The sequence below is a fragment of the Luteimonas wenzhouensis genome (assembly GCF_007859305.1).
Classification (GTDB): domain Bacteria; phylum Pseudomonadota; class Gammaproteobacteria; order Xanthomonadales; family Xanthomonadaceae; genus Luteimonas; species Luteimonas wenzhouensis.
The window spans coordinates 344841-367326 of sequence record NZ_VOHE01000001.1 but is presented as its reverse complement, the minus strand read 5'-3'; the positions used below and the strand labels follow the sequence as shown (position 1 = coordinate 367326).

Annotated in this window: 13 protein-coding genes and 2 tRNA genes; 13 read left to right on the top strand and 2 right to left on the bottom strand. The window is 72.0% G+C overall.

The features are described 5' to 3' along the window. Window positions 1–62: 62 nt before the first annotated feature. The gene (locus tag FQY79_RS01575; protein WP_246122967.1) at window positions 63–1511 is read right to left on the bottom strand and encodes a GGDEF domain-containing protein; all 1449 of its coding nucleotides are present in this window, start codon (window positions 1509–1511) and stop codon (window positions 63–65) included. A 290-nt stretch (window positions 1512–1801) separates the two neighbouring features. On the opposite strand from FQY79_RS01575, the gene FQY79_RS01570 reads away from it, so the two are divergent. The 11 genes from FQY79_RS01570 to FQY79_RS01520 all read left to right on the top strand — a co-directional run bounded on the left by FQY79_RS01570 (window position 1802) and on the right by FQY79_RS01520 (window position 13313). Further along, a complete protein-coding gene (locus FQY79_RS01570; RefSeq protein ID WP_146310112.1) occupies window positions 1802–4471 on the top strand; it encodes a TonB-dependent receptor in 2670 nt (889 codons plus the stop codon). A gap of 201 nt (window positions 4472–4672) precedes the next feature. Next, window positions 4673–5176: a CinA family protein gene (locus FQY79_RS01565; RefSeq protein WP_425463163.1), complete on the top strand. Its 504-nt coding sequence runs from the start codon at window positions 4673–4675 to the stop codon at window positions 5174–5176. A gap of 28 nt (window positions 5177–5204) precedes the next feature. Further along, window positions 5205–6890 carry an ABC1 kinase family protein gene (locus tag FQY79_RS01560; RefSeq protein ID WP_146310109.1) on the top strand — a complete coding sequence of 562 codons (1686 nt, stop codon included), beginning with the start codon at window positions 5205–5207 and terminating at the stop codon, window positions 6888–6890. Window positions 6891–6937: 47 nt separating this feature from the next. After that, window positions 6938–7579 (top strand): transcriptional repressor LexA, encoded by a 642-nt coding sequence (gene lexA / locus FQY79_RS01555; RefSeq protein ID WP_146310107.1) that lies wholly within the window; start codon window positions 6938–6940, stop codon window positions 7577–7579. A 160-nt stretch (window positions 7580–7739) separates the two neighbouring features. Further along, window positions 7740–8780, top strand: coding sequence for a recombinase RecA (recA, locus tag FQY79_RS01550; protein ID WP_186759732.1), 1041 nt, complete (start codon window positions 7740–7742; stop codon window positions 8778–8780). A gap of 253 nt (window positions 8781–9033) precedes the next feature. Beyond that, complete coding sequence (locus tag FQY79_RS01545) at window positions 9034–9282, top strand: antibiotic biosynthesis monooxygenase (RefSeq protein WP_246122966.1); 249 nt, start codon at window positions 9034–9036, stop codon at window positions 9280–9282. After that, window positions 9279–9770, top strand: coding sequence for a recombination regulator RecX (recX, locus tag FQY79_RS01540; RefSeq protein ID WP_146310101.1), 492 nt, complete (start codon window positions 9279–9281; stop codon window positions 9768–9770). Before FQY79_RS01545 ends, recX begins: the two co-directional genes overlap by 4 nt. A 195-nt stretch (window positions 9771–9965) precedes the next feature. After that, entirely contained in the window at window positions 9966–12620 is a 2655-nt protein-coding gene (alaS, locus tag FQY79_RS01535) for an alanine--tRNA ligase (protein WP_146310099.1), read from the top strand. 155 nt (window positions 12621–12775) lie between these two features. Then, window positions 12776–12985, top strand: a complete 210-nt coding sequence (gene csrA / locus FQY79_RS01530) for a carbon storage regulator CsrA (protein ID WP_146310097.1) — start codon at window positions 12776–12778, stop codon at window positions 12983–12985. An 80-nt stretch (window positions 12986–13065) separates the two neighbouring features. Continuing rightward, window positions 13066–13158 (top strand) — tRNA-Ser (locus FQY79_RS01525). A gap of 78 nt (window positions 13159–13236) precedes the next feature. Then, a tRNA-Arg gene (locus FQY79_RS01520) sits at window positions 13237–13313 on the top strand. 81 nt (window positions 13314–13394) lie between these two features. On the opposite strand, the gene FQY79_RS01515 is transcribed toward FQY79_RS01520, so the two are convergent. After that, window positions 13395–14090 (bottom strand): class I SAM-dependent methyltransferase, encoded by a 696-nt coding sequence (locus FQY79_RS01515; protein ID WP_146310095.1) that lies wholly within the window; start codon window positions 14088–14090, stop codon window positions 13395–13397. A 115-nt stretch (window positions 14091–14205) separates the two neighbouring features. Here FQY79_RS01515 and FQY79_RS01510 point away from each other — a divergent pair, with 115 nt between their 5' ends. Both FQY79_RS01510 and FQY79_RS01505 read left to right on the top strand, forming a co-directional pair. Next, window positions 14206–14967 (top strand): 4'-phosphopantetheinyl transferase family protein, encoded by a 762-nt coding sequence (locus tag FQY79_RS01510; protein ID WP_146310093.1) that lies wholly within the window; start codon window positions 14206–14208, stop codon window positions 14965–14967. A gap of 93 nt (window positions 14968–15060) precedes the next feature. After that, window positions 15061–22485 carry a polyketide synthase gene (locus FQY79_RS01505; RefSeq protein WP_146310091.1) on the top strand — a complete coding sequence of 2475 codons (7425 nt, stop codon included), beginning with the start codon at window positions 15061–15063 and terminating at the stop codon, window positions 22483–22485. Window position 22486 lies beyond the last annotated feature (1 nt).

The following is a 22486-nucleotide window of genomic DNA, read 5'->3' as shown; positions in this document are numbered from 1 at the left end:
GGCCTCGGCGGAAGGGAAGGACGGAAGCGACAAGTGTATGCCGGCGCGCCGGCGCGGGCAGGTCAGTAGCGCAACGCGCGCGCGCCCGGCGGCTCGGGCATGCCCTTGACGGCCAGCACCACCCGGTCGCGACCCCCGCGCTTGGCCTGGTACATGGCCGCGTCGGCGCGCGCCAGCACGCGCTCGTAGTCGGGATGGCCGTCCTGCAGGGCCACGCCGATGCTGGCGGTCAGGTCCAGCCGGCCGCCGTCGGCGAGCGTCAGCGGCGACTCGGCGATCGCGCGGCGCAGGCCTTCGGCGATACCCAGCGCCTCGGTCTCGCCCACCGAGCCCAGGACCACCACGAACTCCTCGCCGCCGTAGCGGAACAGGTAGTCGCTGCCGCGGGTGTTGTCGACCAGCAGGGCGGCCACGTGCTGCAGGGCGCGATCGCCGGTCTCGTGGCCGTGGGTGTCGTTGATGGCCTTGAAGTGGTCCAGGTCCAGCATCAGCACCGCGAACTGGCGGCCGGTGTTGGCGTGCAGCGAGATTTCGCGCCGCAGGATGGTCGGCAGGAAGCGGCGGTTGAGCAGGCGGGTGAGCGCGTCGCGGCCCGACTCGAGGTCGCCGATGCCCTCGAACAGCATCCCCACCAGGCTGCGGATCTCCTCGGCCCAGGCACGCAGGTCCTCCAGCAGGGCGCGCCGCGCGGCCGCGTCGGCGCCGGGCAGGCGTTCGTGCAGGGCCTGGTCGATGCGGCCGGAGATGGCGGCCACCTCGCGCGTCTCGGCGGTGTCGCCGAAGCTGGCCAGGCCCTTGTGCAGGAACCACAGGCCGAACTCCGAGCGGCTGATCAGCAGGGCCTGGGTCGGGCCGGGCTGCTCGGCGGTCAGCGCGTACAGGACCGCGTTCTCCCAGGCCAGCAGCAAGGCGCGCTGGCGCTCGCGCTCGGTGCCGATGTTCTGGATCAGCGAGAACAGCCGGAACGACCCGTCGACCGCTCCGGCGTCCTCGCGCGAGCGGGCATAGGCGCGGGTCATGGTCTCGAAGGCGATGTCGAGCAGGCTGTCGACCGCTTCGATCGCCTCCAGCGCCGCGGCTTCGCCGTCGGCCCGGGCACGGATCGCCGCGCGCAGTCCGTCCTTGAGCATGCGGCCGCCGCGGTAGACCAGGTCCACCGGGACCCCGATGCGGGCGTGTACGTGGCCGACGTGCTGCTGCTGGGCGTACAGGGTGTCCAGGTCCCCGATGCCGGCGGCCAGCAGGTCGCGCAGCCAGCGCTGCAGGGACGGCTTGAGCCGTTCGCGCACCTGTTCCGGGCTGAGGTAGCGGGCGGCGCGGGGGTCGTCGAGCATGTCGCCGTAGAAGTGGTCGGCGAGCACGGCCAGGCCGTCGGCGCGGATCTCCTCCAGCAGCCCACGCACGGGCGCGACCGCGCCCAGGCGCCGTTCCCAGTCCTCGGCCAGGCGCGTGTCCCGGCGGGGGCGTTGGGGGGCGGCGGGCGGTCGTACGGTGGGGGGGCTGGCGTTCACGGACGCTATTGTGCGCCGGCGGGGGGCGGCCGTCGAAAGTGGCGCCGGCGAACGCGGTGGCAAGGTCGCCACCGCGGTCGCCTCCGGCGGGCGCCTGCCGGAGCGCCGGGCGCAGGACGCCCGGACGGCCCTTCCCAAACCGGGGATTTGTGTTAGGTTTTCGTTCGCAACTGTCATGACGGACAGCGGCCAGTCCCCCCACGCGGGCCGATCCGTCCCGAGTCCCGGAGTACGGGCCAAGGGGCTGCGTCGTATCCACGTCTTGCCATTCATCATTGGGGGGACCACACATGGCTGCACGCCATCCACAGCGCAATACCCTGGCCATCGCGGTGCTCTCGGCGATCGCCTCCCTGGCCGTGCCGGCGTTCGCCCAGGAGTCCGCGGAGGGGCAGCGGCAGGACGAAGCGAAGACCCTGGCCACCCTCACGGTGACCGCGCAAAAGCGCGAGGAAGCGCTGCAGGACGTGCCGATCTCGGTAACCGCGCTGGACGAGCAGTTGCTGCAGGACACCGGCGTGCGCGACATCAAGGACATGCAGATCCTGGTGCCCGGCCTGACCGTCACCAGCACCCAGAGCGAGGCGATCACCACCGCGCGCATCCGCGGCATCGGCACGGTCGGCGACAACGTCGGCCTGGAGTCGTCGGTGGGTATCGTCATCGACGGCGTGTACCGGCCGCGTAACAGCGTCGGCTTCGGCGACCTGGGCCAGGTCGAGCGGATCGAGGTGCTCAAGGGCCCGCAGGGCACGGTGTTCGGCAAGAACACCTCGGCCGGCGTGATCAACGTGGTCACCCGCCGCCCGAGCTACACCCAGAGCGTGGAGGGCGAGGTCACCGTCGGCAACTACGGGGCAACCGGCCTGGCCGGCAGCTACAACGACGCCCTTGGCGAGAACGCCGCCTTCAGCATCTACGCGGCCAAGCGCGAGCGCGACGGCTGGATGCACGTCGAGCGCGGCGCGGGACCGCGCGCGGAAGCCGACGATTACGACCAGAACTTCCACACCCTGCGCGGCAAGCTCCTGTTCGAGCCGGCCGATTCGCTCGACATCCTGTTCTCGGCCGACTACACCAGCCGCGAGGAGAACTGCTGCACCGCGGTGCAGACGGTGGTGGGCAGCAGCGCCCTGGTGCTCGCCGCGGTGAACGGCGGCCGGCCGGCGGTGGCCCTGCCGGGTTCCGATCCGTTCGACCGGGTGGCCTACAGCAACCGGCCCACCACCCAGGACATCAAGGACAAGGGCGTCTCGCTCGAGATCAACTGGAACACCGGCTGGGCCGGCGACGCCACCGTGACCTCGATCACCGGCCTGCGCGACTGGCAGTCGATCAACGGCCTGGACTACGACTTCAGCACGGCCGACGTCCTCTACCGCAACCCGAGCGAGGACGAATCGTTCACCGGCTTCAGGACCTTCAGCCAGGAACTCCGGCTGACCGGCTCGACCGACCGGGTTGACTGGATGGTGGGCCTGTTCTACTCCGACGAGGACCTCGACCGCACCGAGACCTACCGCGTCGGCGCCCAGTACGAGCCCTATGTCTCGACCCTGATCACCCAGCTGGTGCTGGGCAGCCTGGCCGCGCAGCTCGCGCCGATGCCGGTCGACATGGACGACCCGCACCTGTTCCTGTCGCAGGTCAGCGGCCAGCCGTTCGGGACCAACTTCGCCGGCCTGGGGGCGCACGACCGCTACCACCAGAACGCGAAGAGCCTGGCGCTGTTCACCAACAACACCTGGCACGCCACCGATGCGCTCGATGTGACCTTGGGCCTGCGCTACACGCGCGAGGACAAGGAGCTGGCCTCGCGCTACAGCAACCCCAACGGCAGCGTCGGCTGCGGCGCGATGCTGGCCGACCCGGCCGCGCGCGTGGGCGGTGCGTTGATGCAGAGGATTCCCGGGCTGGCGATGCTGGACGCCGACACCCGCGCCGCGATCATCGGCGGCGCTGCGCAACAGATCGTCGGCTACAGCTGCCTGCCCTGGACCAACCCGCTGCACGTGATGCGGCGCGACGCCAACGGCAACCTGCTCGGCGGCGATACCTTCCAGGACAGCGAAGAGAAGGAGTGGTCGGGCACGCTCAAGGCGGCCTATCGCTGGAACGAGAACGTGATGACCTACGTCTCGGCCGCGCGCGGCTACAAGGGCGGCGGCTTCAACCTCGACCGGGTGCAGTCGTCCGACGGCCGGTCGATCAGCGGCGCGGGCATCCAGCCGGTGGTGGACACCTCGTTCCCGGCCGAGTTCGTCGACAGCTACGAGCTCGGTGCCAAGACCAACTGGGCCGGCGGCAGCCTGGTGCTGAACGCGACCCTGTTCCACCAGGAATACGAGGACTTCCAGCTCAACAGCTTCCTGGGCACCAGCTTCGTGGTCCGCTCGATCCCCGAAGTGACCTCATCGGGCCTGGACGCCGAACTGCTGTGGCAGCCGGCCGCCGTGCCCGGCCTGATGCTGCAGGGCGGGCTGATGTACGCCGACACGACCTTCGGCGACGACATCCCGGGCGGCGACTTCGTCGAGCGCACGCCGGCCAGCCAGTCCGGCGCGCTGTACAAGCTGCCCGGCTCGACCATGCCGTTCGCCCCGGAGTGGTCGGGCTCGGCCTCGGTGACCTACGAATGGGACATGGCCTCGAACCTGGTGGGCCGGTTCAACATCGGCGCCAAGTTCATGGGCGACTACAACACCGGCTCGGACCTGGACGTGGAGAAGGAGCAGGACGGTTACAGCATCGTCAACGCGCGCCTGGGCATCGGCCGCAGCGACGGTCGCTGGATGCTGGAGCTGTGGGGCACCAACATCACCGACACCGAATACGTCCAGGTCGGCTTCGACGGCCCGCTGCAGGCGTTGTTCCCGGATCCGGGCAACCCGTTCAACACGTACAACGCGTTCCTGGGCGCGCCGCGCATGTACGGCATGACCCTGCGCGTGCGCTACTGAGGCGCAGGCGACCGGTCCCGCCCGCGCACCGGGAGGTGGGCGGGCTTTTTTCGCGCTCCGCCGCTGCATGGCGCCGGGCAGGCCGGGTCCGCGGCGGCGAGCCGACCGCGCCCCGCGACGGGCCGCCCACCGGCCCGCGACCCCCTGCCGACAGCGCCGCGATCTTGGGAGACAATGGACCCTCCCGTCCCGGCGATGCCCATGGCCACACAGGTTCCCGACGACCAGGCGCTGCACCGCATCGCGGTGGACGTGGGCGAACGGCTGCGCGCCGGCCGCCACATGCTGGCGACCGCGGAAAGCTGCACCGGCGGCTGGATCTCGAAGGTGGTGACCGACATCGCCGGCTCGTCGGAGTGGTTCGACTGCGGCATGGCGGTGTACAGCTACGAGGCCAAGCAGGCGATGCTGGGCGTGCATCCGAACACGCTCGAGGTCCACGGTGCGGTCAGCCGCGAGACCGCGATCGAGATGGTCTCCGGCGCGCTGGTGCATTCGGGCGCCACGGTGGCGGTGGCGGTGACCGGGATCGCCGGCCCCGGCGGCGGCAGCCCGGACAAGCCGGTCGGCACGGTCTGGATCGCGTGGAAGCGCCGCGGCGACTACGCCCGCGCCGAGCTGTTCCACTTCGCCGGCGACCGCGAGGCGGTGCGCCGGCAGACCGTGGCCGCCGCGCTGGCGGGCGTCGGGCGCGTGCTGGAGTAGCGGCGATGGCGGCCGGGGGCGCAGGCTGATGTGGGAGGCGCTGGGCACGGTCCGCGACCTCGGGCGCCTGCAGGAGATCGCGCGGGTCCTGGTGCGCTACGGCTTCGGCGACGTGGCCCGCCGCATCGGCCTGGCCGGCGCGCTGGAGCGGGCGGGGCGGCTGGTGCACTGGCACGCGGTGGAAGCGGGCCTGCTGCAGCTCGACACCGCCGCACGCGTGCGTGCCGCCCTGCAGGACCTGGGCCCGACCTACGTCAAGCTCGGGCAGGTGCTCGCCACCCGCGTCGACCTGCTGCCGCCGCGCTGGATCGAGGAGCTCTCGGCGCTGCAGAACGCGGTTCCGGCAGTGGACTTCGAACGGGTCCGCCCGCAGCTGGAGGAGGACCTCGGCGCCGATCCCGATAGCGTGTTCGCCGAACTCGCGCACGTGCCGATGGCGGCGGCCTCGCTGGCGCAGGCCCATGCCGCGCGCCTGCACGACGGCACCGCGGTGGTGCTCAAGGTGCGGCGGCCGGGCATCCGCGAGGTGGTCGAAGCCGACCTGCGCCTGCTGCGCCACGTGGCGGTGATCGTCGAGAAGCAGATGCCGGAGCTGGCCCGGTTCCATCCGGCGGAGATGCTTCGGCAGTTCGCCGCGTCGCTGCTGCGCGAGCTCGATTTCGCCGCCGAATGCCGCAACGCCGAGCGCGTCGCGCGCAACTTCCAGGGCGATCCGCGGATGGTGGTGCCGAAGGTCTACTGGCAGTGGACCAGCGAGCGGCTCAACGTCCAGGAACGGCTGGAGGGCATTCCCGGCAATGACCTGGCGGCAGTGGACGCCGCCGGGCTCGACCGCGCGGAGCTGGCACGCACGGGGGCCGGGATCGTGCTCAAGATGGTGCTCGAGGACGGCTTCTTCCACGCCGACCCGCACCCCGGCAACATCTTCTACATGCCCGGCGGCGCGATCGGGGTGATCGACTTCGGCATGGTCGGCCACGTGTCCGAGCCACGCCGGTTCCAGATCGTGCGCCTGCTGCACGGGCTGGTGGACCAGGACGCCGAGGCGGTGGCCGACGTGCTGGTCGAATGGACCGGCGACAACCCCGACATCGACGAGGCGCGCCTGCAGGAAGCGGTCGAACGTTTCGTCGCCCAGTACCGCGGGGTGCCGCTGAAGGACCTGCGGATCGGGGCGATGCTCGGCGACGTGGCCGCGATCCTGCGCAGCCACGCACTGGTCCTGCCGCCGGACCTGGCGCTGATGATCAAGACCTTCCTGACCCTGGAGGGCCTGGGCCGCCGCCTCGACCCGGACTTCGACATGGCCACCGAGGCGCGGCCGTTCCTGGAGCGCGCCCTGCTGGCGCGCTACCGGCCGTCGATGCTGGCCCGGCGCGGCAGGCGCGCGGCCCTCAACGCCTTCGACCTGCTGCGCGACATGCCGCGCGACCTGCACCGCCTGCTGCGCGCGGCCCGGCGCGGGCGGATGCGGGTGCAGGTGGAGGTGGACGCGCTCAAGGCCTTCGGCGACCAGGTCGACCGCGCGGTGAGCCGGCTGACCCTGGGCGTGGTGACCGCGGCCCTGATCGTCGGCTCCTCGATCGTGCTCAACAGCGCCGGCGGGGTGAGCAGCAGCGGGCTGCGGGTGCTGGGCACGATCGGCTTCATCGGCGCTGCGGCGGGCGGGCTCTGGGTGCTGTTCTCGATCTGGCGGGGCGGGCGCCGGAAATAGGACGGGGCGGTTGCGCGGGGCGCCGGTTAGTAGTATTACTACTAATCATGACGCTGACCGATACCCAGCAGGCCATCCTCGAACTGATCGCGGAGCGGATCGAGGCCGAGGGCGTGCCGCCCTCGCAGGCCGAGATCGCCCGGGCCCTCGGCTTCAGCAGCGTCCGCGCCGCCCAGTACCACCTCGAGGCGCTGGAGTCCGCCGGCGCGATCGAGCGGGTCCCGGGCCGTGCCCGCGGCATCCGCCTGACCCGGCCGGTCGCCACCGCGCAGCGGCCGCTGGACCTGCCGTCCGGCAACGACGACGCCCTGCGTCTGCCGGTGCTCGGGCAGGTGGCGGCGGGGTTGCCGATCGGCGCCGACATCGGCTCGGACGACTTCGTCGTGCTCGACCGCGTGCTGTTCTCGCCGGCACCCGACTACCTGCTCAAGGTCAAGGGCGACTCGATGATCGACGAGGGCATCTTCGACGGCGACCTGATCGGCGTGCACCGCACCCGCGACGCGCGCAGCGGCCAGATCGTGGTGGCGCGGGTGGACGATGCCATCACCGTGAAGCTGCTGAAGATCGGCAAGGACCGCATCCGGCTGCTGCCGCGCAACCCCGACCACGCCCCGATCGAGGTGCTGCCCGACCAGGACTTCGCCATCGAGGGCCTGTACTGCGGCCTGGTGAGGCCAAACCGGTGACCGCCGTGCGGGGTTTTCCCACGGCGCCCGCCGTCCTGGCCCGGCAGCCGCACCGCCCGGGCGGCGCCAGGATCGGCCGTGGCGCCCACGTCGCAGCTTTTGCGATGGGCGCCTGCAAGGATGCATCCAACACGAATTCAACATGACAAGGACCAGCACGATGGACGAGAACAAGAAGCGCGCCCTTTCCGCGGCCCTGAGCCAGATCGAGAAGCAGTTCGGCAAGGGCTCGGTGATGCGCATGGGCGACGGCAGCGTCGAACCGGCCGAGGTCGTCGGTACCGGTTCGCTGATGCTGGACATGGCGCTGGGCATCGGTGGCCTGCCCAAGGGCCGCGTGATCGAGATCTACGGTCCCGAGTCCTCGGGCAAGACCACGCTCACCCTGCAGACCATCGCCGAATGCCAGAAGGCCGGCGGCACCGCCGCGTTCATCGATGCCGAGCACGCGCTCGACCCGACCTACGCGCAGAAGCTGGGGGTCAACATCGACGACCTGCTGGTCTCCCAGCCCGACACCGGCGAGCAGGCGCTGGAGATCGCCGACATGCTGGTGCGCTCGAACGCGGTCGACGTGGTGGTGGTCGACTCGGTGGCCGCGCTCACGCCCAAGGCCGAGATCGAGGGCGAGATGGGCGACCAGCTGCCCGGCCTGCAGGCGCGCCTGATGAGCCAGGCCCTGCGCAAGCTCACCGGCAACATCAAGCGCAGCAACTGCATGGTGATCTTCATCAACCAGCTGCGCATGAAGATCGGGGTGATGATGCCGGGCCAGAGCCCCGAGACCACCACCGGCGGCAATGCGCTCAAGTTCTACGCCTCGGTGCGCCTGGACATCCGCCGCATCGGCGCGATCAAGAAGGGCGACGAGATCATCGGCAACCAGACCCGGATCAAGGTGGTCAAGAACAAGATGGCGCCCCCGTTCAAGCAGGTGATCACCGAGATCCTGTACGGCGAGGGCATCAGCCGCGAGGGCGAGCTGATCGACATGGGCGTGGAAGCCAAGCTCGTCGACAAGGCTGGCGCCTGGTACAGCTACAACGGCGAGCGCATCGGCCAGGGCAAGGAGAACGCGCGCAACTACCTGCGCGAGAATCCCGAGCTGGCGAAGAAGCTCGAGGCCGAGCTGCGCGAGAAGTTCCAGCCTGCCGAAGCGCGGCGCGACGAGGATGACGATGCCGGTGCCGGCGCCGGCTGAGGCCTGTCAGGACTTCGCGGCCAGGGACGGCCTCCTCCCGCGACCCTCCCTCGTGCCGGGGACGGGTCGCGGCATGTGGGCCGGGGTGTTTCCGGATCGGCGGCGTGGCGTCCCGGCCGGCGCGATGCCACGTGCCGGCAGCGGCGGTCGGCGTGATCATGGCCGACGGGCCCGGGACGCGGGCGCGAAGGGCGGGGAGATGTACGGACTGATCGGAAGCGCCAGGGCCCGGACGGGCCGGCGCGATGAAACCGTGGCGATCCTGCTCGAGAACATGGATTCGACGCCGGGCCGCCTCAGCGACGTGGTGGCCGAAGGCCCCGGCAACCCCGACGTGGTGTGGATCACCGAGGGCCGGGACAGTGCCGGGCGCTACCGCGCCTCGCTGGCGCTGCCCGCGGTGCGCGGCGCGATCGCCCGCGGCAAGCCGCTGATCGCCGCCTTCGGCCAGCACACCGAGACCCGTCCCGTGGGTGGGCACGGGCTCGCCCCGGCGGCATGAGCGACCACGCGCCGAAGCGGCGGCGCCCGCGCCAGCCGCAAACCCCGGTCCAGCGCGCGCTCGGCCTGCTGACCCGGCGCGAGCACTCGCGCCGGGAACTGATCCGCAAGCTGGGCGCCCGCGGCGTCGAGCCCGAGGAGGCGAGGGCGGCGGTGGAGAAACTGGCCGCGGCCGGCTGGCAGGACGATGCGCGTTTCGCCGAATCGCTGGTGCGCAGCCGCGCCTCGGCCGGCTACGGTCCCCGCCACATCCGCGCCGAACTCGGCACCCATGGGCTCGACGGCGAGGCCATCGAGCTGGCCATGGCAACGTTCGAGGGCGACTGGATCGAGCTTGCGCGCGACCTGGTGCGTCGGCGGTTCGGCGAGGAAGGCCCCAGGGACCTGGCGCAGCGGCGCAAGGCCGCCGACCTGCTCGCCCGGCGCGGATTCGACGGCGAGGCCATCCGCGCGGCGACCCGGTTCGACCCGTTCGACCCGGACGTCTAGCCCGCAGGGCAGGCCGGACGGCTCGCGGGCAGTCGCCACGCGCGCCCGGGCCCGTCGCGACAGGCCAGCCCCGGCGACTGCGGGCGGCGGGTTTGCTAATCTGGCCGCTTTACCGGGTTGTCTGCCCTGGCCATGGGCCTCGTGTCGGAGTGTCGCGGGAAGGACCAGACCGCCCGGCCGTCCCCCAGGCCCGTCATGACCACGTCCAGCCAGTACACCACCGCGCGCATCCGCAGCGAATTCCTCGAGTTCTTCCGCGGCAAGGGCCACGAGATCGTGCCTTCCGCGCCGCTCGTGCCCGCCAACGACCCGACCCTGCTGTTCACCAACTCGGGCATGGTCCAGTTCAAGGACGTGTTCCTGGGCGCGGAGAAGCGCGCCAACCCGCGCGCGGCCGACGTCCAGCGCTGCCTGCGCGCCGGCGGCAAGCACAACGACCTCGATTCGGTCGGCTACACCGCGCGCCACCACACCTTCTTCGAGATGCTGGGCAACTGGTCGTTCGGCGACTATTTCAAGAAGGAAGCCATCGCCTGGGCCTGGGAACTGCTGACGGGGGTCTGGAAGCTGCCGCCCGAGCGCCTGCTGGCCACCGTCTACCACACCGACGACGAGGCCTACGCGATCTGGCGCGACCAGGTCGGCCTGCCCGGGGACCGGATTATCCGCATCGGCGACAACAAGGGTGCGCCGTTCGCCTCGGACAATTTCTGGCAGATGGCCGACACCGGCCCCTGCGGCCCCTGCACCGAGATCTTCTACGACCACGGCCCCGGCTACGCCGGCGGCCCGCCGGGCTCGCCCGACGAGGACGGCGACCGCTTCATCGAGATCTGGAACCTGGTGTTCATGCAGTTCGACCGCCAGCCCGACGGCACCCTGGTGCCGCTGCCGGCGCCGTGCGTGGACACCGGCATGGGCCTGGAGCGGCTGGCCGCCGTGCTCCAGGGCGTGCACAGCAACTACGAGATCGACCTGTTCCAGGCCCTGATCGGCGAGGCCGCCGCGCTCACCGGCACCCGGGACCTGCAGAACAAGTCGCTGCGGGTGATCGCCGACCACATCCGCGCCTGCAGCTTCCTGGTGGTCGATGGCGTGCTGCCGTCGAACGAAGGCCGCGGCTACGTGCTGCGCCGGATCATCCGCCGCGCGCTGCGCCACGGCTGGATGCTGGGCACGCGCGAGCCCTTCTTCCACCGCCTGGTGGCCACGCTCTCGGCCCTGATGGGCGAGGCGTACCCGGAACTGCCGGCCAAGCAGGAACTGGTGGAGAAGGCGCTGCTGGCCGAAGAGGAGCGCTTCGCCGAGACCCTCGACGCCGGCATGCGGATCTTCGACGACATCGTCGAGCGCAGCGGCGGCAAGGTGATCCCGGGCGCGGACGCGTTCCGCCTCTACGACACCTACGGGTTCCCGCTCGACCTCACCCAGGACATCGCCCGCGAACGCGGGATGGAAGTGGACACCGCCGGTTTCGACGCGGCGATGGAGAAGCAGCGCGAGACCGCGCGCGCGGCCGGCAAGTTCGGCGGCGGCGTGCAGTTGCCCGCCGACCTGGTCGCGCAGCTCCAGCCGACGGCCTTCCTTGGCTACGACCGTCTCCAGGCCGAGGGCCTGTCGGTGCTGGCGATCCTGCGCGATGGCCGCCCGGTGGAGTCGATCCAGGCCGGCGAGGAGGCGATCGTGATCCTCGACCGCACCCCGTTCTACGGCGAGTCCGGCGGCCAGGTCGGCGACACCGGCGAGCTGCACGGGCTCGACACCCGCTTCGCGGTGGCCGACACGCAGAAGCTCGCCGGCCAGTTCCACGGCCACTCGGGCCGGCTCGAGGCCGGTGTCCTGCGCCGCGGCGACACGGTCTCCGGCAGCGTCGACGCCGCCCGCCGCGCCGCGACCGTGCTCAACCACAGCGCCACCCACCTGCTGCACGGCGCCCTGCGCGGGCTGCTGGGCACCCACGTCGCGCAGAAGGGCTCGCTGGTCGCGCCCGACCGCCTGCGCTTCGACTTCTCCCACTTCCAGCCGGTGACCGCCGAGGAGCTGGCCGAGATCGAGCGCCGGGTCAATGCCGAGGTCCGCGCCAACCATCCGGTGGTGATCCGCGAGATGGGCATGCAGGAAGCGATGGACGCCGGTGCCATCGCCCTGTTCGGCGAGAAGTACGGCGAGCGGGTGCGGGTGGTGGCGATGGGCGATTCGGTCGAGCTGTGCGGCGGCACCCACGTCGGCCGCACCGGCGAGATCGGCCTGTTCAAGCTGGTGTCCGAAGGGGGCGTGTCGGCCGGCGTGCGCCGCGTCGAGGCGCTCACCGGGCAGGCCGCGCTGGACCACGTCGCCCAGGAAGAGCGCCGGCTGCGCGATGCCGCCGGGCTGCTGGGCGGCACCACGGCCGACGTCGCTGATAAACTCAAGGCCCTGCTCGAGCGCCAGAAGCGGCTCGAGCGGGAGATCGAGCTGCACAAGGCCAAGGCCGCCAGCGGGGCGACCGCGGACCTTGCGCAGCGCGCCGTCGACGTCGACGGCGCCAAGGTCGTGGCAGCGCGCCTGGAAGGGCTGGACGCCAAGGCGCTGCGTGATGCGATGGACCGCCTGAGGCAGCAACTGGGGAACGCGGTGATCGTGCTCGCGGGCGTCAGCGACGGCAAGGTCGCGCTGGTGGCCGGGGTCGCGGGCGCCGTGATGGGGCGCGTGAAGGCAGGGGAACTCGTGGGCTTCGTCGCCGGTCGCATTGGTGGCAAGGGCGGCGGACGGCCCGACATGGCGCAGGGCGGTGGCCAGGACGGCCCCGGGCTGCAAGAAGCCCTGGCCGAGGTTCCAGCGTGGGTCGCGGGCAAGCTGAGCCCGGGCTGACGTGGGAACCGGCCATGACTTGTTGCGGTTGACCGGGAGACCGGTCCCCTACATGCTTCACGTTTGTTCAGTTTGAAACGAATGTTGGCCGCAGTTCGAAGCCTGTGGCCGGTGGCGTTTCAGGACCTGGCCACTGGCCAACGGAGATTTCCAAGATGTTGATTCTGACCCGCCGCGTCGGCGAGACCCTGATGATCGGCGACTCGGTCACCGTGACCGTCCTCGGCGTCAAGGGGAACCAGGTGCGCATCGGCATCACGGCGCCGAAGGACGTGGCCGTGCACCGCGAAGAGATTTACCAGCGCATCCGCCGCGGCGAGGGCGACGAAGGCCAGCGCGAGCCCGACGCGGGCACGGGGGGCTGAGGATTTGCCGCACGGGTGGCGGCTCCGGTATCCTTCGCCCCCTGTCGTGCAGCGCATCCGCGCCGCACGACGAGCTTTCCGGAGACTTGCCCGAGAGGCCGAAGGGGCTCCCCTGCTAAGGGAGTATGGGGTCAAAAGCTCCATCGAGGGTTCGAATCCCTCAGTCTCCGCCAGTTCCGGCCAACGCGGACATCCGTCGGGCATGCATTGACGACAGGGCATCCGAGTCGGCACAATTCCGCTTCTGCCACGCGCCCGTAGCTCAGCTGGATAGAGCACCAGGCTACGAACTTGGGGGTCGGAGGTTCGAATCCTTCCGGGCGCGCCAAGCAGCAATGAAGAACCGGCCCCAGGGCCGGTTTTTTCATGCCCGCGTGCAGGCCGGCCGCGTCCGCGGCGCGGCGGCGCCCTAGGGCCTGCGCGAGATCCAGCCGTGGATCAGTCCGGCCTGGAAGAAGCGCGTCGGCGCGTCGAACCCGGCGTCGGCGAGCATCGCCTCCACCTGTCCCGGCGGCAGCACCGCCACGTCGGTCGAGTAGGCGAGCCGGATGCGTTCGATCGCCTCGGGCGCCACCTCGGCGGCGGCCATCATCCGCAGCCACGCGGGCAGCAGCACGTCGTAGCCGGGCGCGGCGGTGTCGGCGGCCAGGTCGGTGCTGGCCAGCAGGCCGCCAGGCCGCAGCCGCGAAGCGATGCCCGAGAAGAACCGCACCCGTTCGGCGCGCGCGGTGATGAACTGCGAGACCAGGAAGCAGGTCGCCGCATCGTAGGGGGCATCGGCCGGCAGCGTCTCGAGGAAGCCGTGGTGGAAACGGCAGCGCGTCGCGAATCCGTCCGCGTCCGCGCGCTGGCGGCAGGCCTCGAGCATCGCGCCGGAAGGTTCCACCGCGGTGAACGACCAGCCGGGATGGGCCGCCGCCAGGTGCGCCATCTCCTGGCCGGTGCCCACTCCCACGCACAACACGCGGGCCTCGGCCGGAAGCGGGGCGAGCAACGGTTCGAGCAGGAAGTACAGGCAGTCGCGAATGGGCGCGGTCTTCGCCCATTGCCGGTCGTAGCCGGCGGCCTGCTGGTCGAAGAGCGCGACGAGGTCGGATGGTTCCATCGCTCCATCTTAGCGCGCCGCGCAAGCCACGACCGGCGTGGCCCGGCAGCCGGTTCGTCCATCCCCCGCCGGCGGCGCTTGCCGCCCCAGGCGGCGGCTGCGACGATGCCGTGCGATGCCCTGGCAACGTGCCCCGCAACCGTCCGAGCAGCACCCGTTCGCGCTGGCGTTCGCCCGCAGGCCCGGTGCGCGACGGCGGATCAACCTGGAGACCGGGGTTGCGGTGGCGGTGTTCGACCTCGGGGCCTGGCGGCCGCTGCTCGAGGGGATCGAGGCGCTGGTCGGCGCCGAGGCCGCGGCGCGCGCGACGCGGCAGCGGATCCCCGGCAACCGGGACGCCCTGCTCGCGGCCTACGCCCTGCAGCGGCTGTGGATCGCCGAGCTGCTGGGGCTGCCGCCGGCCCGGGTGGAGCTGGCGCGCGACGAACGCGGCCGCCCCTGCCTGGCCGATGCCCGCCTGCACACCAGCCTCAGCCACGCCGGCGAGCGGGCAGCGCTGGCGCTGACCGCCACCGGTCCGGTCGGCGTCGACCTGGAACCTGCCGACCGGGCCCGGGACATGCCCGAACTGGAGGAACGGGTGGCGCACCCGCTCGAGCGCCGCGCGCTGCCCGCCGCGGCCGACGCGCGCGGTCACGCACTGCTCCGGCTCTGGGTGCGCAAGGAGGCCCTGCTCAAGGCCGCGGGGATCGGGCTGGAACTGGAAATGGACCGGTTCCAGGCTCCCGAAGGTGTCGCGCTGCCGCTGCCCGGTCCCGTGTTCGGCGGGCGTGCGGTCCGGCTGCAGGCACTGGACGGTGGGCGTGGCTGGGTGCTGGCCCTGGCCTCGGTGCCCGACGCTGCCCCCTGCCTGCTGGAGCCGCTGGCGGACCGCTGAGCGCGTGCCGGGCTGGCCTTGTGCCGTCCCTGATCCCGTTTGCAGTGCAGGAACCGGCGGATGCCGGAACGGGAATGCGGATCGATGGACGGGATGTCTGGATACTGGCAGCGGGCACTGGCCGATGCGCCGGAGTCGATTGGATTGACGACCGCAGGCGATGCCGGCGGATCCGGTCGGGTGGAATGCGCCATCGATGCCGCACTGGCAGCGCGGCTGCGGGCATCGGCCGGGGGCGCAGGCGACGCGATCGGCACCCTTTGCCTTGCGGCATTCGCGATCCTCCTGCGCAGGCTCTCGACCCAGGCCGACCTCGTGGTCGAACGGCTCGGCTCCGATGGCACCGCGCTGCCGCTGCGGTTGCGCTTCGGGCAGGCCGCGACCCTGGCCGACGGCATCGCCCTGGCCGGCGAGGCGCTGGCGCAGGCGCGCGCGCATGCATCGGAACTGGCGGCCGAAGGCGAGGCCGCGCGCGCCTGGCAGGCGATGTTCGCCGACGGCGTAGCGCTGGCGCCGCGCGACGGTGCGACCCTGGTGGGGCTGGGGCTGGGCAGCGCCGGCGACGACGGACCGATCCCGGTGGCGCTGTGGTTCGCGACCTCGCTGCTGGACGAGCAGGCCGCGCGGCAGTGGCTCGACGCCTGGTGCAACCTGCTGCGCGCGCTGGTCGACGCGCCCGAGGCCGGGATCGAGGCCCCCGCGCTGCTCGATGCGGCCCAGGCCGCCGTGGTGCTGGCGCGGGACCAGGCCAGGGCGGTGGATGTCCCGCCGGTGGATGCGGTGCACCGGCTGTTCGAGGCCCAGGCCGCGCGCACGCCCGACGCGACCGCGCTGGTGCACGGCGACCACCGCCTGACCTACGCGGAACTCGACGCGCAGGCCAACCGCCTGGCGCGCCGTCTGCGCGCGCTGGGCGTGGGTCCGGACGAGCGCGTGGCGATCTACGTCGAGCGCGGGATCGAGGTGGTGCTGGGCCTGCTGGCCGTGCTCAAGGCCGGTGGCGCCTACGTGCCGCTGGACCCGACCTATCCCGCCGAACGCCTGGCCTACACCGTGTCCGACGCCGCGCCGCGCGTGCTGCTGACCATGGCCGGCATGGAACACCCGGCGCGCGAGGTGCTGGGCGAACTGCCGCCGTCGCTGGCGGTGGTGGACATGGTCGCCGACGCTGCGACCTGGGCGTCGCTGGATGCCCGCGACCTCGACGCGGATGAATGCCCGGTCGGCGCCGCGAACCTCGCCTACGTGCTCTACACCTCGGGCTCGACCGGCAAGCCCAAGGGCGTGGCGATGCCACACGGGCCGCTGGTGAACCTGGTCCAGTGGCAGCTGCGCGAGCCCGGCAACGACCAGCCGTTGCGCACCCTGCAGTACGCCGCGCTCGGCTTCGACGTCGCCTTCCAGGAAACCTTCGCCACGCTGGCCAACGGCGGCGAACTGCACCTGATCGACCAGGACACGCGCCTGAGCGCGGGCAAGCTGTTCGAGTTCATCGTGCGCTCGCGCATCGAGCGCATGTTCCTGCCGTACTTCGCGCTGCAGATGCTGGCCGAGGGCCTGGACGGGCACCTGGCCACGCTGCCGGCAGGCGCGCCGCTCGACTGCGCGCTGCGCCAGGTGATCACCGCCGGCGAACAGCTGCGAATCGAGCCCAAGATCGTACGCTTCTTCGAGCACCTGCCGGGTTGCCGCCTGCACAACCACTACGGGCCGACCGAGACCCACGTGGTGACCGCGCTCCAGCTCGGGCCGGATCCGGCGTCATGGCCGCGCCTGCCGGGCATCGGCTGGCCGATCGCCAACGCGCGCGTATACGTGCTCGACGCCCAGGGCCGCCCGCTGCCCGACGGCGCGGTGGGCGAGCTGTACCTCGGCGGCCCGGTGGTCGCACGCGGCTACCTCGCGCGCGAGGACCTGACCGCGGAACGCTTCCTGCCCGATCCGCACGCCGGCGGCGATGCACGCATGTACCGCACCGGCGATCTCGGCCGGCGCTTGCCCGACGGCAGCATCGAGTACCTCGGCCGCCAGGACTTCCAGGTCAAGATCCGCGGTTTCCGGGTGGAGCTGGGCGAGATCGAGGCGCGCCTGATGGCGTTCCCGGGCGTGCGCGAGGCCGGCGTGCTGGCGCGCGAGGACGTGCCGGGGCTCAAGCGCCTGGTGGCGTACTTCTCGCCGGTGGATCCGGCTGCGCCGGTCGACGTCGACGCGCTGCGCCGGCAGCTCGCGGCCGAGCTGCCCGACTACATGGTGCCGGTGGGCTACGTGCAGCTCGACGCGCTGCCGCATTCGCCCAACGGCAAGCTCGACCGCAAGGCGCTGCCCAGGCCCGGGCGCGGGCGCCCGGAGTGGGCGGGTCCGTACGCGGCGCCGCGCACGCCGGTGGAGGCCGCGCTGTGCCGGATCTTCGCCGACGTGCTCGACCTCGAGGACCTCGGCCGCGACGACAGCTTCTTCGAACTGGGCGGAACCTCGCTGCTCGCGATCCGCGTGCTGGAGGCCGCGCGCCGCGAGGGCGTGGGCGACGTGCCGCCGACCGCGCTTTTCCGGGCGCCGACCCCGGCGCTGCTGGCCGCGGAGATCGAGGGCGGGGCGAAAGACCCGCTGGCGGCGCGCCTGGCCCGCGGCCGGCGCAACGACGACGAGCCGATCGCGATCGTGGCCATGGCCGGGCGCTTCCCGGGCGCGGCCTCGGTGGAAGCGCTGTGGCAGGCGCTGTGCGAGGGCCGAGACGGCATCACCCGCTTCAGCGCCGACACGCTTGATCCGTCGATTCCCGCCTCGCTGCGCGCCGACCCGGCCTACGTGCCGGCGCGCGGCGTGTTCGACGGCTACGACCGCTTCGACGCGGCGTTCTTCGGCATCGCGCCGAAGGAGGCCGAGCTCATGGACCCGCAGCAGCGGGTGTTCCTGGAGCTGTGCTGGGAGTGCATCGAACGCGCCGGCCACGTGCCGGATGCGACCACGGTGCCGGTCGGCGTGTTCGCCGGCATGTACAACGCCAGCTACTTCCAGCGCAACGTATCCGCGCACCCGGAACTGGTCGAACGGCTGGGCGCGTTCCAGGTGATGCTGGGCAACGAGAAGGACTACATCGCCACCCGCGTCGCCCACAAGCTCAACCTCACCGGCCCGGCGGTCAGCGTGCACACGGCCTGTTCGACCTCGCTGGTGGCGATCGTGCAGGCGGTCGACAGCCTGCGCGGCGGGCGCTGCGACATGGCCCTGGCCGGCGGCATCGCCATCACCTGCCCGGTGGCCAGCGGCCACCTGTACCAGGAAGGCGGGATGCTCTCGGCCGACGGCCGCACCCGCAGCTTCGACGCCGATGCCACCGGCACGGTGTTCAGCGACGGCGCCGCGGTGGTGCTGCTGCGGCGCCTGTCCGACGCGCTGGCCGACGGCGATCCGGTGTATGCAGTGATCCGCGGCGCGGCGATCAACAACGACGGCGCCGGCAAGGCCAGCTTCACCGCGCCCAGCAGCGAAGGCCAGGCGGCGGTGATCGCGATGGCGCACGCCGACGCCGGCGTCGACCCGCGCACGATCGGTTACGTCGAGACCCACGGCACCGCGACGCCGATGGGCGATCCGATCGAGATCGAGGGCCTGACCCGTGCGTTCAGGCTCGGCACGCGCGACAACGGCTTCTGCATCGTCGGCTCGGTCAAGAGCAACATCGGCCACACCCTGATGGCCGCCGGCGCCGCCGGCGTGATCAAGAGCGCGTACGCGCTGCAGCACGGCCTCATCCCGCCGACCGCGCATTTCAGCCGGCCGAATCCGGTGATCGACTTCGCCGCGACGCCGTTCCGCCCCAGCGGCGAGCTGTTGCCATGGCCGGAAGGCATGTCGCCCCGCCGCGCGGGCGTGAGTTCGTTCGGCGTGGGCGGCACCAACGCCCACGTGGTGATGGAGGAACCGCCGGAGATTCCGCCGTCCGATGCCGCGCAAGGACCGCAGCTGCTGGTGCTGTCGGCGCGCACGCCGGCGGCGCTGGCCGAATCGGCCGCGCGGCTCGCCGCGCACCTGGAGGCCGAGCCGCAGGCGAACCTCGCCGACGTCGCCTGGACCCTGGCGGTGGGCCGCAAGAGGTTCCCGCACCGCCTGGCCGTGGTGGCCGCCGATGCCGCGGACGCGGTGGCGCGCCTGCGCAGCGCCGAGCTCGCCTCGGCCGCACTCAAGGGCAAGCCGGCGCGCGAGGGCGGGGTGGTGTTCCTGTTCCCCGGCCAGGGCTGCCAGTACGCGGGCATGGGCCGCGAACTGCACGCGCGCGAGCCCGCATTCCGCGAGGCCTTCGATGCCTGCGCCGCGGTGCTGGCCGACGAGCCCGGCCTGGACCTGCGCGGGCTCGTGTTCGGCGACGACGCCGAGGCGCTGCTGCCGACCTCGATCATGCAGCCGGCGATCTTCGCCATCGAATACGCGCTGGCGCGCTGGTGGATGGCGCAGGGCCTGCAGCCGGTGGCGATGGTCGGCCACAGCGTGGGCGAGTTCGTCGCCGCCACCCTGGCCGGCGTGTTCGAACTGCCCGACGCGCTGCGCCTGGTGGCGCGCCGCGGCCGCCTGATGCAGGCGCAGCCGACCGGCGCGATGCTGTCGGTGCGCATGCCGCTCGACGCGCTGCAGCCGCGCCTGCCGGCGACGCTGTCGCTGGCGGCCGAGAACGCGCCGGGCGCCTGCGTGGTGGCCGGCCCGCACGAGGAGGTCGCCGGGTTCCAGCAGCGGCTGGAAGGCGAGGGCGTCGCCTGCCGCCTGCTGCGGACCTCGCACGCGTTCCACTCGGCGATGATGGACGGCGCCGTGGCGCCGTTCCGGGCCGAGGTCGCGGCCCTGGCGCTGCAGGCGCCGTCGATCCCGATCGTTTCCACGGCAACCGGCGACTGGCTCGGGGCGGGCGAGGCCACCTCGCCCGACTACTGGGCCCGCCACCTGCGCGAGCCGGTGCGCTACTCGGCCGCCGCCGCGCGCCTGCTCGAAGCCGGCTCCGGCCGGGCGCTGCTCGAGGTCGGTCCGCGCAACACGCTGGTCTCCCTGGTGCGCCAGCAGCCGTTGTTGCAGGAGAAGAAGGTGGCCGCCGTGGCCTCGCTGGGGGCGGAGCCGCAGGGCGAACACGTGGCCCTGCTGGAGGCCTTTGGACAGCTGTGGGCCAGCGGCGTGGCGCTCGATCCGGCGGTGCTCGACCGCCGCCGGCGACGCCTGCGGGTTCGCCTGCCGACCTATCCGTTCGAGAAATCGCGTTATTGGGTAGAGCCGGCGGTCGCAGCCGCCAGCAACGTCGTTCCCCACCCCGCCATCGCCGCCCGCGCGGCCCCGGAGCCCTTGATGTCCGTCGTCGCCCCTCCCGCCCCGCCCCCCGTCGACCGTCGTCCGCGCCTGTCCGGGCAGCTCAAGGAAGTGTTCGAGGACGTGGCCGGCTTCGACCTGTCGGACGCCGATGGCGATGCCAACTTCATCGAACTGGGCCTGGACAGCCTGATGCTGACCCAGGTGGCGCTGCAGCTGCAGAAGACCTTCGGGGTCAAGATCAGCTTCCGCCAGCTGATGGGCGAGTACGCCAGCCTGGACCGCCTGGTGGCCGCGCTCGATGCGCAGCTGCCGCCCGAGGCCGCGCCGGAGGCCGCGCCTGCCGCCGCGGTGCCGGCGCCTGCCCCGGTCGCACAGGCACCGGCCGTGGCCGCCGCGGCGATGCCGGCGGTGGTGGCGGCCCCGGCGGCGTTCGCCGCGCCCATGCCGCCGCTGGCCGACGGCGATGGCCTGCGCAGCCTGATCGCGCAGCAGATGCAGCTGATGCAGCAGCAGCTGGCGCTGTTGGCCGGCGCCGCGCCCGGCGTGCCGGGGGCCGCCGCCGCGTCGCCCGCGCAGCCACAGACCGCGCCGGCACCGGTGGTGCCCGTCGCGGCCGCGGCTTCGCCGGTCGCGGCCGAAGCGGACGCCCGGACCGGCGACGAGGATGCCGCGCCGAACCGCTACGACGTCAAGAAGGCCTTTGGCGCGATCGCCCGCATCGACACCGCCGGCGGCGCCGAGCTCAACCCGCACCAGCGCGCGCGCCTGGATGCCTTCATCCGCCGCTACGTCGAGCGCACGCCGAAGTCCAAGGCCTACGCCCGGCAGCACCGCCCGCACATGGCCGATCCGCGTGTGGTCACGGGCTTCCGACCGCTGACCAAGGAGATCGTGTACCAGATCGTGGTCGAGCGCTCGAAGGGCCCGCGGGTGTGGGACATCGACGGCCACGAGTACGTCGATGCGCTCAACGGCTTCGGCACCAGCCTGTTCGGCTGGCAGCCCGATTTCGTGGTCGAGGCGGTCAAGCGCCAGATCGATGCGGGCTACGAGATCGGCCCGATGCATCCGCTGGCCGGCGAAGTCTGCCGCCTGGTGTGCGAGCTGACAGGGCAGGATCGCGCCGCGTTGTGCAACACCGGTTCGGAAGCGGTACTCGGCGCGATGCGCATCGCCCGCACCGTGACCGGGCGCGAGAAGATCGTGGTGTTCTCGGGCTCCTACCACGGCATCAACGACGAGGTGATCGTGCGCGGCACGAAGAAGCTGCGCTCGGTGCCGGCCGCCCCGGGCATCCTGCGCAACACCTCGGAGAACGTGCTGGTGCTCGACTACGGCACGCCCGAGACGCTGCAGGTCATCCGCGAGCGCGCGCACGAGCTGGCCGCGGTGCTGGTCGAGCCGGTGCAGAGCCGCCGCCCGGACTTCCAGCCGGTCGAGTTCCTGAAGGAAGTGCGCGCGATCACCGCCCAGGCAGGCGCGGCGCTGATCTTCGACGAGGTCATCACCGGCTTCCGCTCGCATCCCGGTGGCGCCCAGGCGCTGTTCGGCATCCGCGCCGACATCGCCACCTACGGCAAGGTCGTGGGCGGCGGCTACCCGATCGGCGTGATCGCGGGCAAGCGCGAGTTCATGGACGCGCTCGACGGCGGGTCCTGGCAGTACGGCGACGCCTCCACGCCGACCGTGGGCGTGACCTACTTCGCCGGCACCTTCGTCCGCCATCCGCTGACCCTGGCGGCCGCGCACGCCTCGCTGCTGCACATGCAGCAGGAGGGCCCGGCGCTGCAGCAGCGGCTCAACGAGCGCACCGCGGCCATGGCCGCCGAGCTCAACGCGTTCGCCGAGCAGGTGGGCGCACCGGTGCGGGTCAAGCAGTTCGCCTCGCTGTGGCGCACCCACTTCGAGGAAGACTACCCGCTGCAGGACCTGCTGTTCGCGATGATGCGCAGCCGCGGCATCCATATCCTCGACAACTTCCCCTGCTTCTTCACCACCGCGCATGGCGAGGCCGAATTCCGGGCCATCACCGAGGCGTGGAAGGAGTCGGTGCTGGAGCTGCAGGAGGCCGAGCTGCTGCCGCGCGCGGCGGTTCCGCCGGGGAAGGTCATGGACGCCGCGCGGCCGGTGGTCCCCGGCGCCAGGCTGGGTCGGGATCCGGAGGGACGGCCGGCGTGGTACGTCCCGAGCCCGGGCGAGCCCGGACATTACCTGAAGGTCGAGGCCTGAA

Bases quoted from the DNA above. Each gene is read 5' to 3' on its own strand.
- recX (WP_146310101.1), top strand. From the start codon at position 9,279: ATGAGCGACCACGCGCCGAAGCGGCGGCGCCCGCGCCAGCCGCAAACC.
- lexA (WP_146310107.1), top strand. From the start codon at position 6,938: ATGACGCTGACCGATACCCAGCAGGCCATCCTCGAACTGATCGCGGAG.
- FQY79_RS01565 (WP_425463163.1), top strand. From the start codon at position 4,673: ATGGCCACACAGGTTCCCGACGACCAGGCGCTGCACCGCATCGCGGTG.
- FQY79_RS01505 (WP_146310091.1), top strand. From the start codon at position 15,061: ATGTCTGGATACTGGCAGCGGGCACTGGCCGATGCGCCGGAGTCGATT.
- csrA (WP_146310097.1), top strand. From the start codon at position 12,776: ATGTTGATTCTGACCCGCCGCGTCGGCGAGACCCTGATGATCGGCGAC.
- FQY79_RS01560 (WP_146310109.1), top strand. From the start codon at position 5,205: ATGTGGGAGGCGCTGGGCACGGTCCGCGACCTCGGGCGCCTGCAGGAG.
- FQY79_RS01570 (WP_146310112.1), top strand. From the start codon at position 1,802: ATGGCTGCACGCCATCCACAGCGCAATACCCTGGCCATCGCGGTGCTC.
- alaS (WP_146310099.1), top strand. From the start codon at position 9,966: ATGACCACGTCCAGCCAGTACACCACCGCGCGCATCCGCAGCGAATTC.
- FQY79_RS01510 (WP_146310093.1), top strand. From the start codon at position 14,206: ATGCCCTGGCAACGTGCCCCGCAACCGTCCGAGCAGCACCCGTTCGCG.
- recA (WP_186759732.1), top strand. From the start codon at position 7,740: ATGGACGAGAACAAGAAGCGCGCCCTTTCCGCGGCCCTGAGCCAGATC.
- FQY79_RS01515 (WP_146310095.1), bottom strand. From the start codon at position 14,090: ATGGAACCATCCGACCTCGTCGCGCTCTTCGACCAGCAGGCCGCCGGC.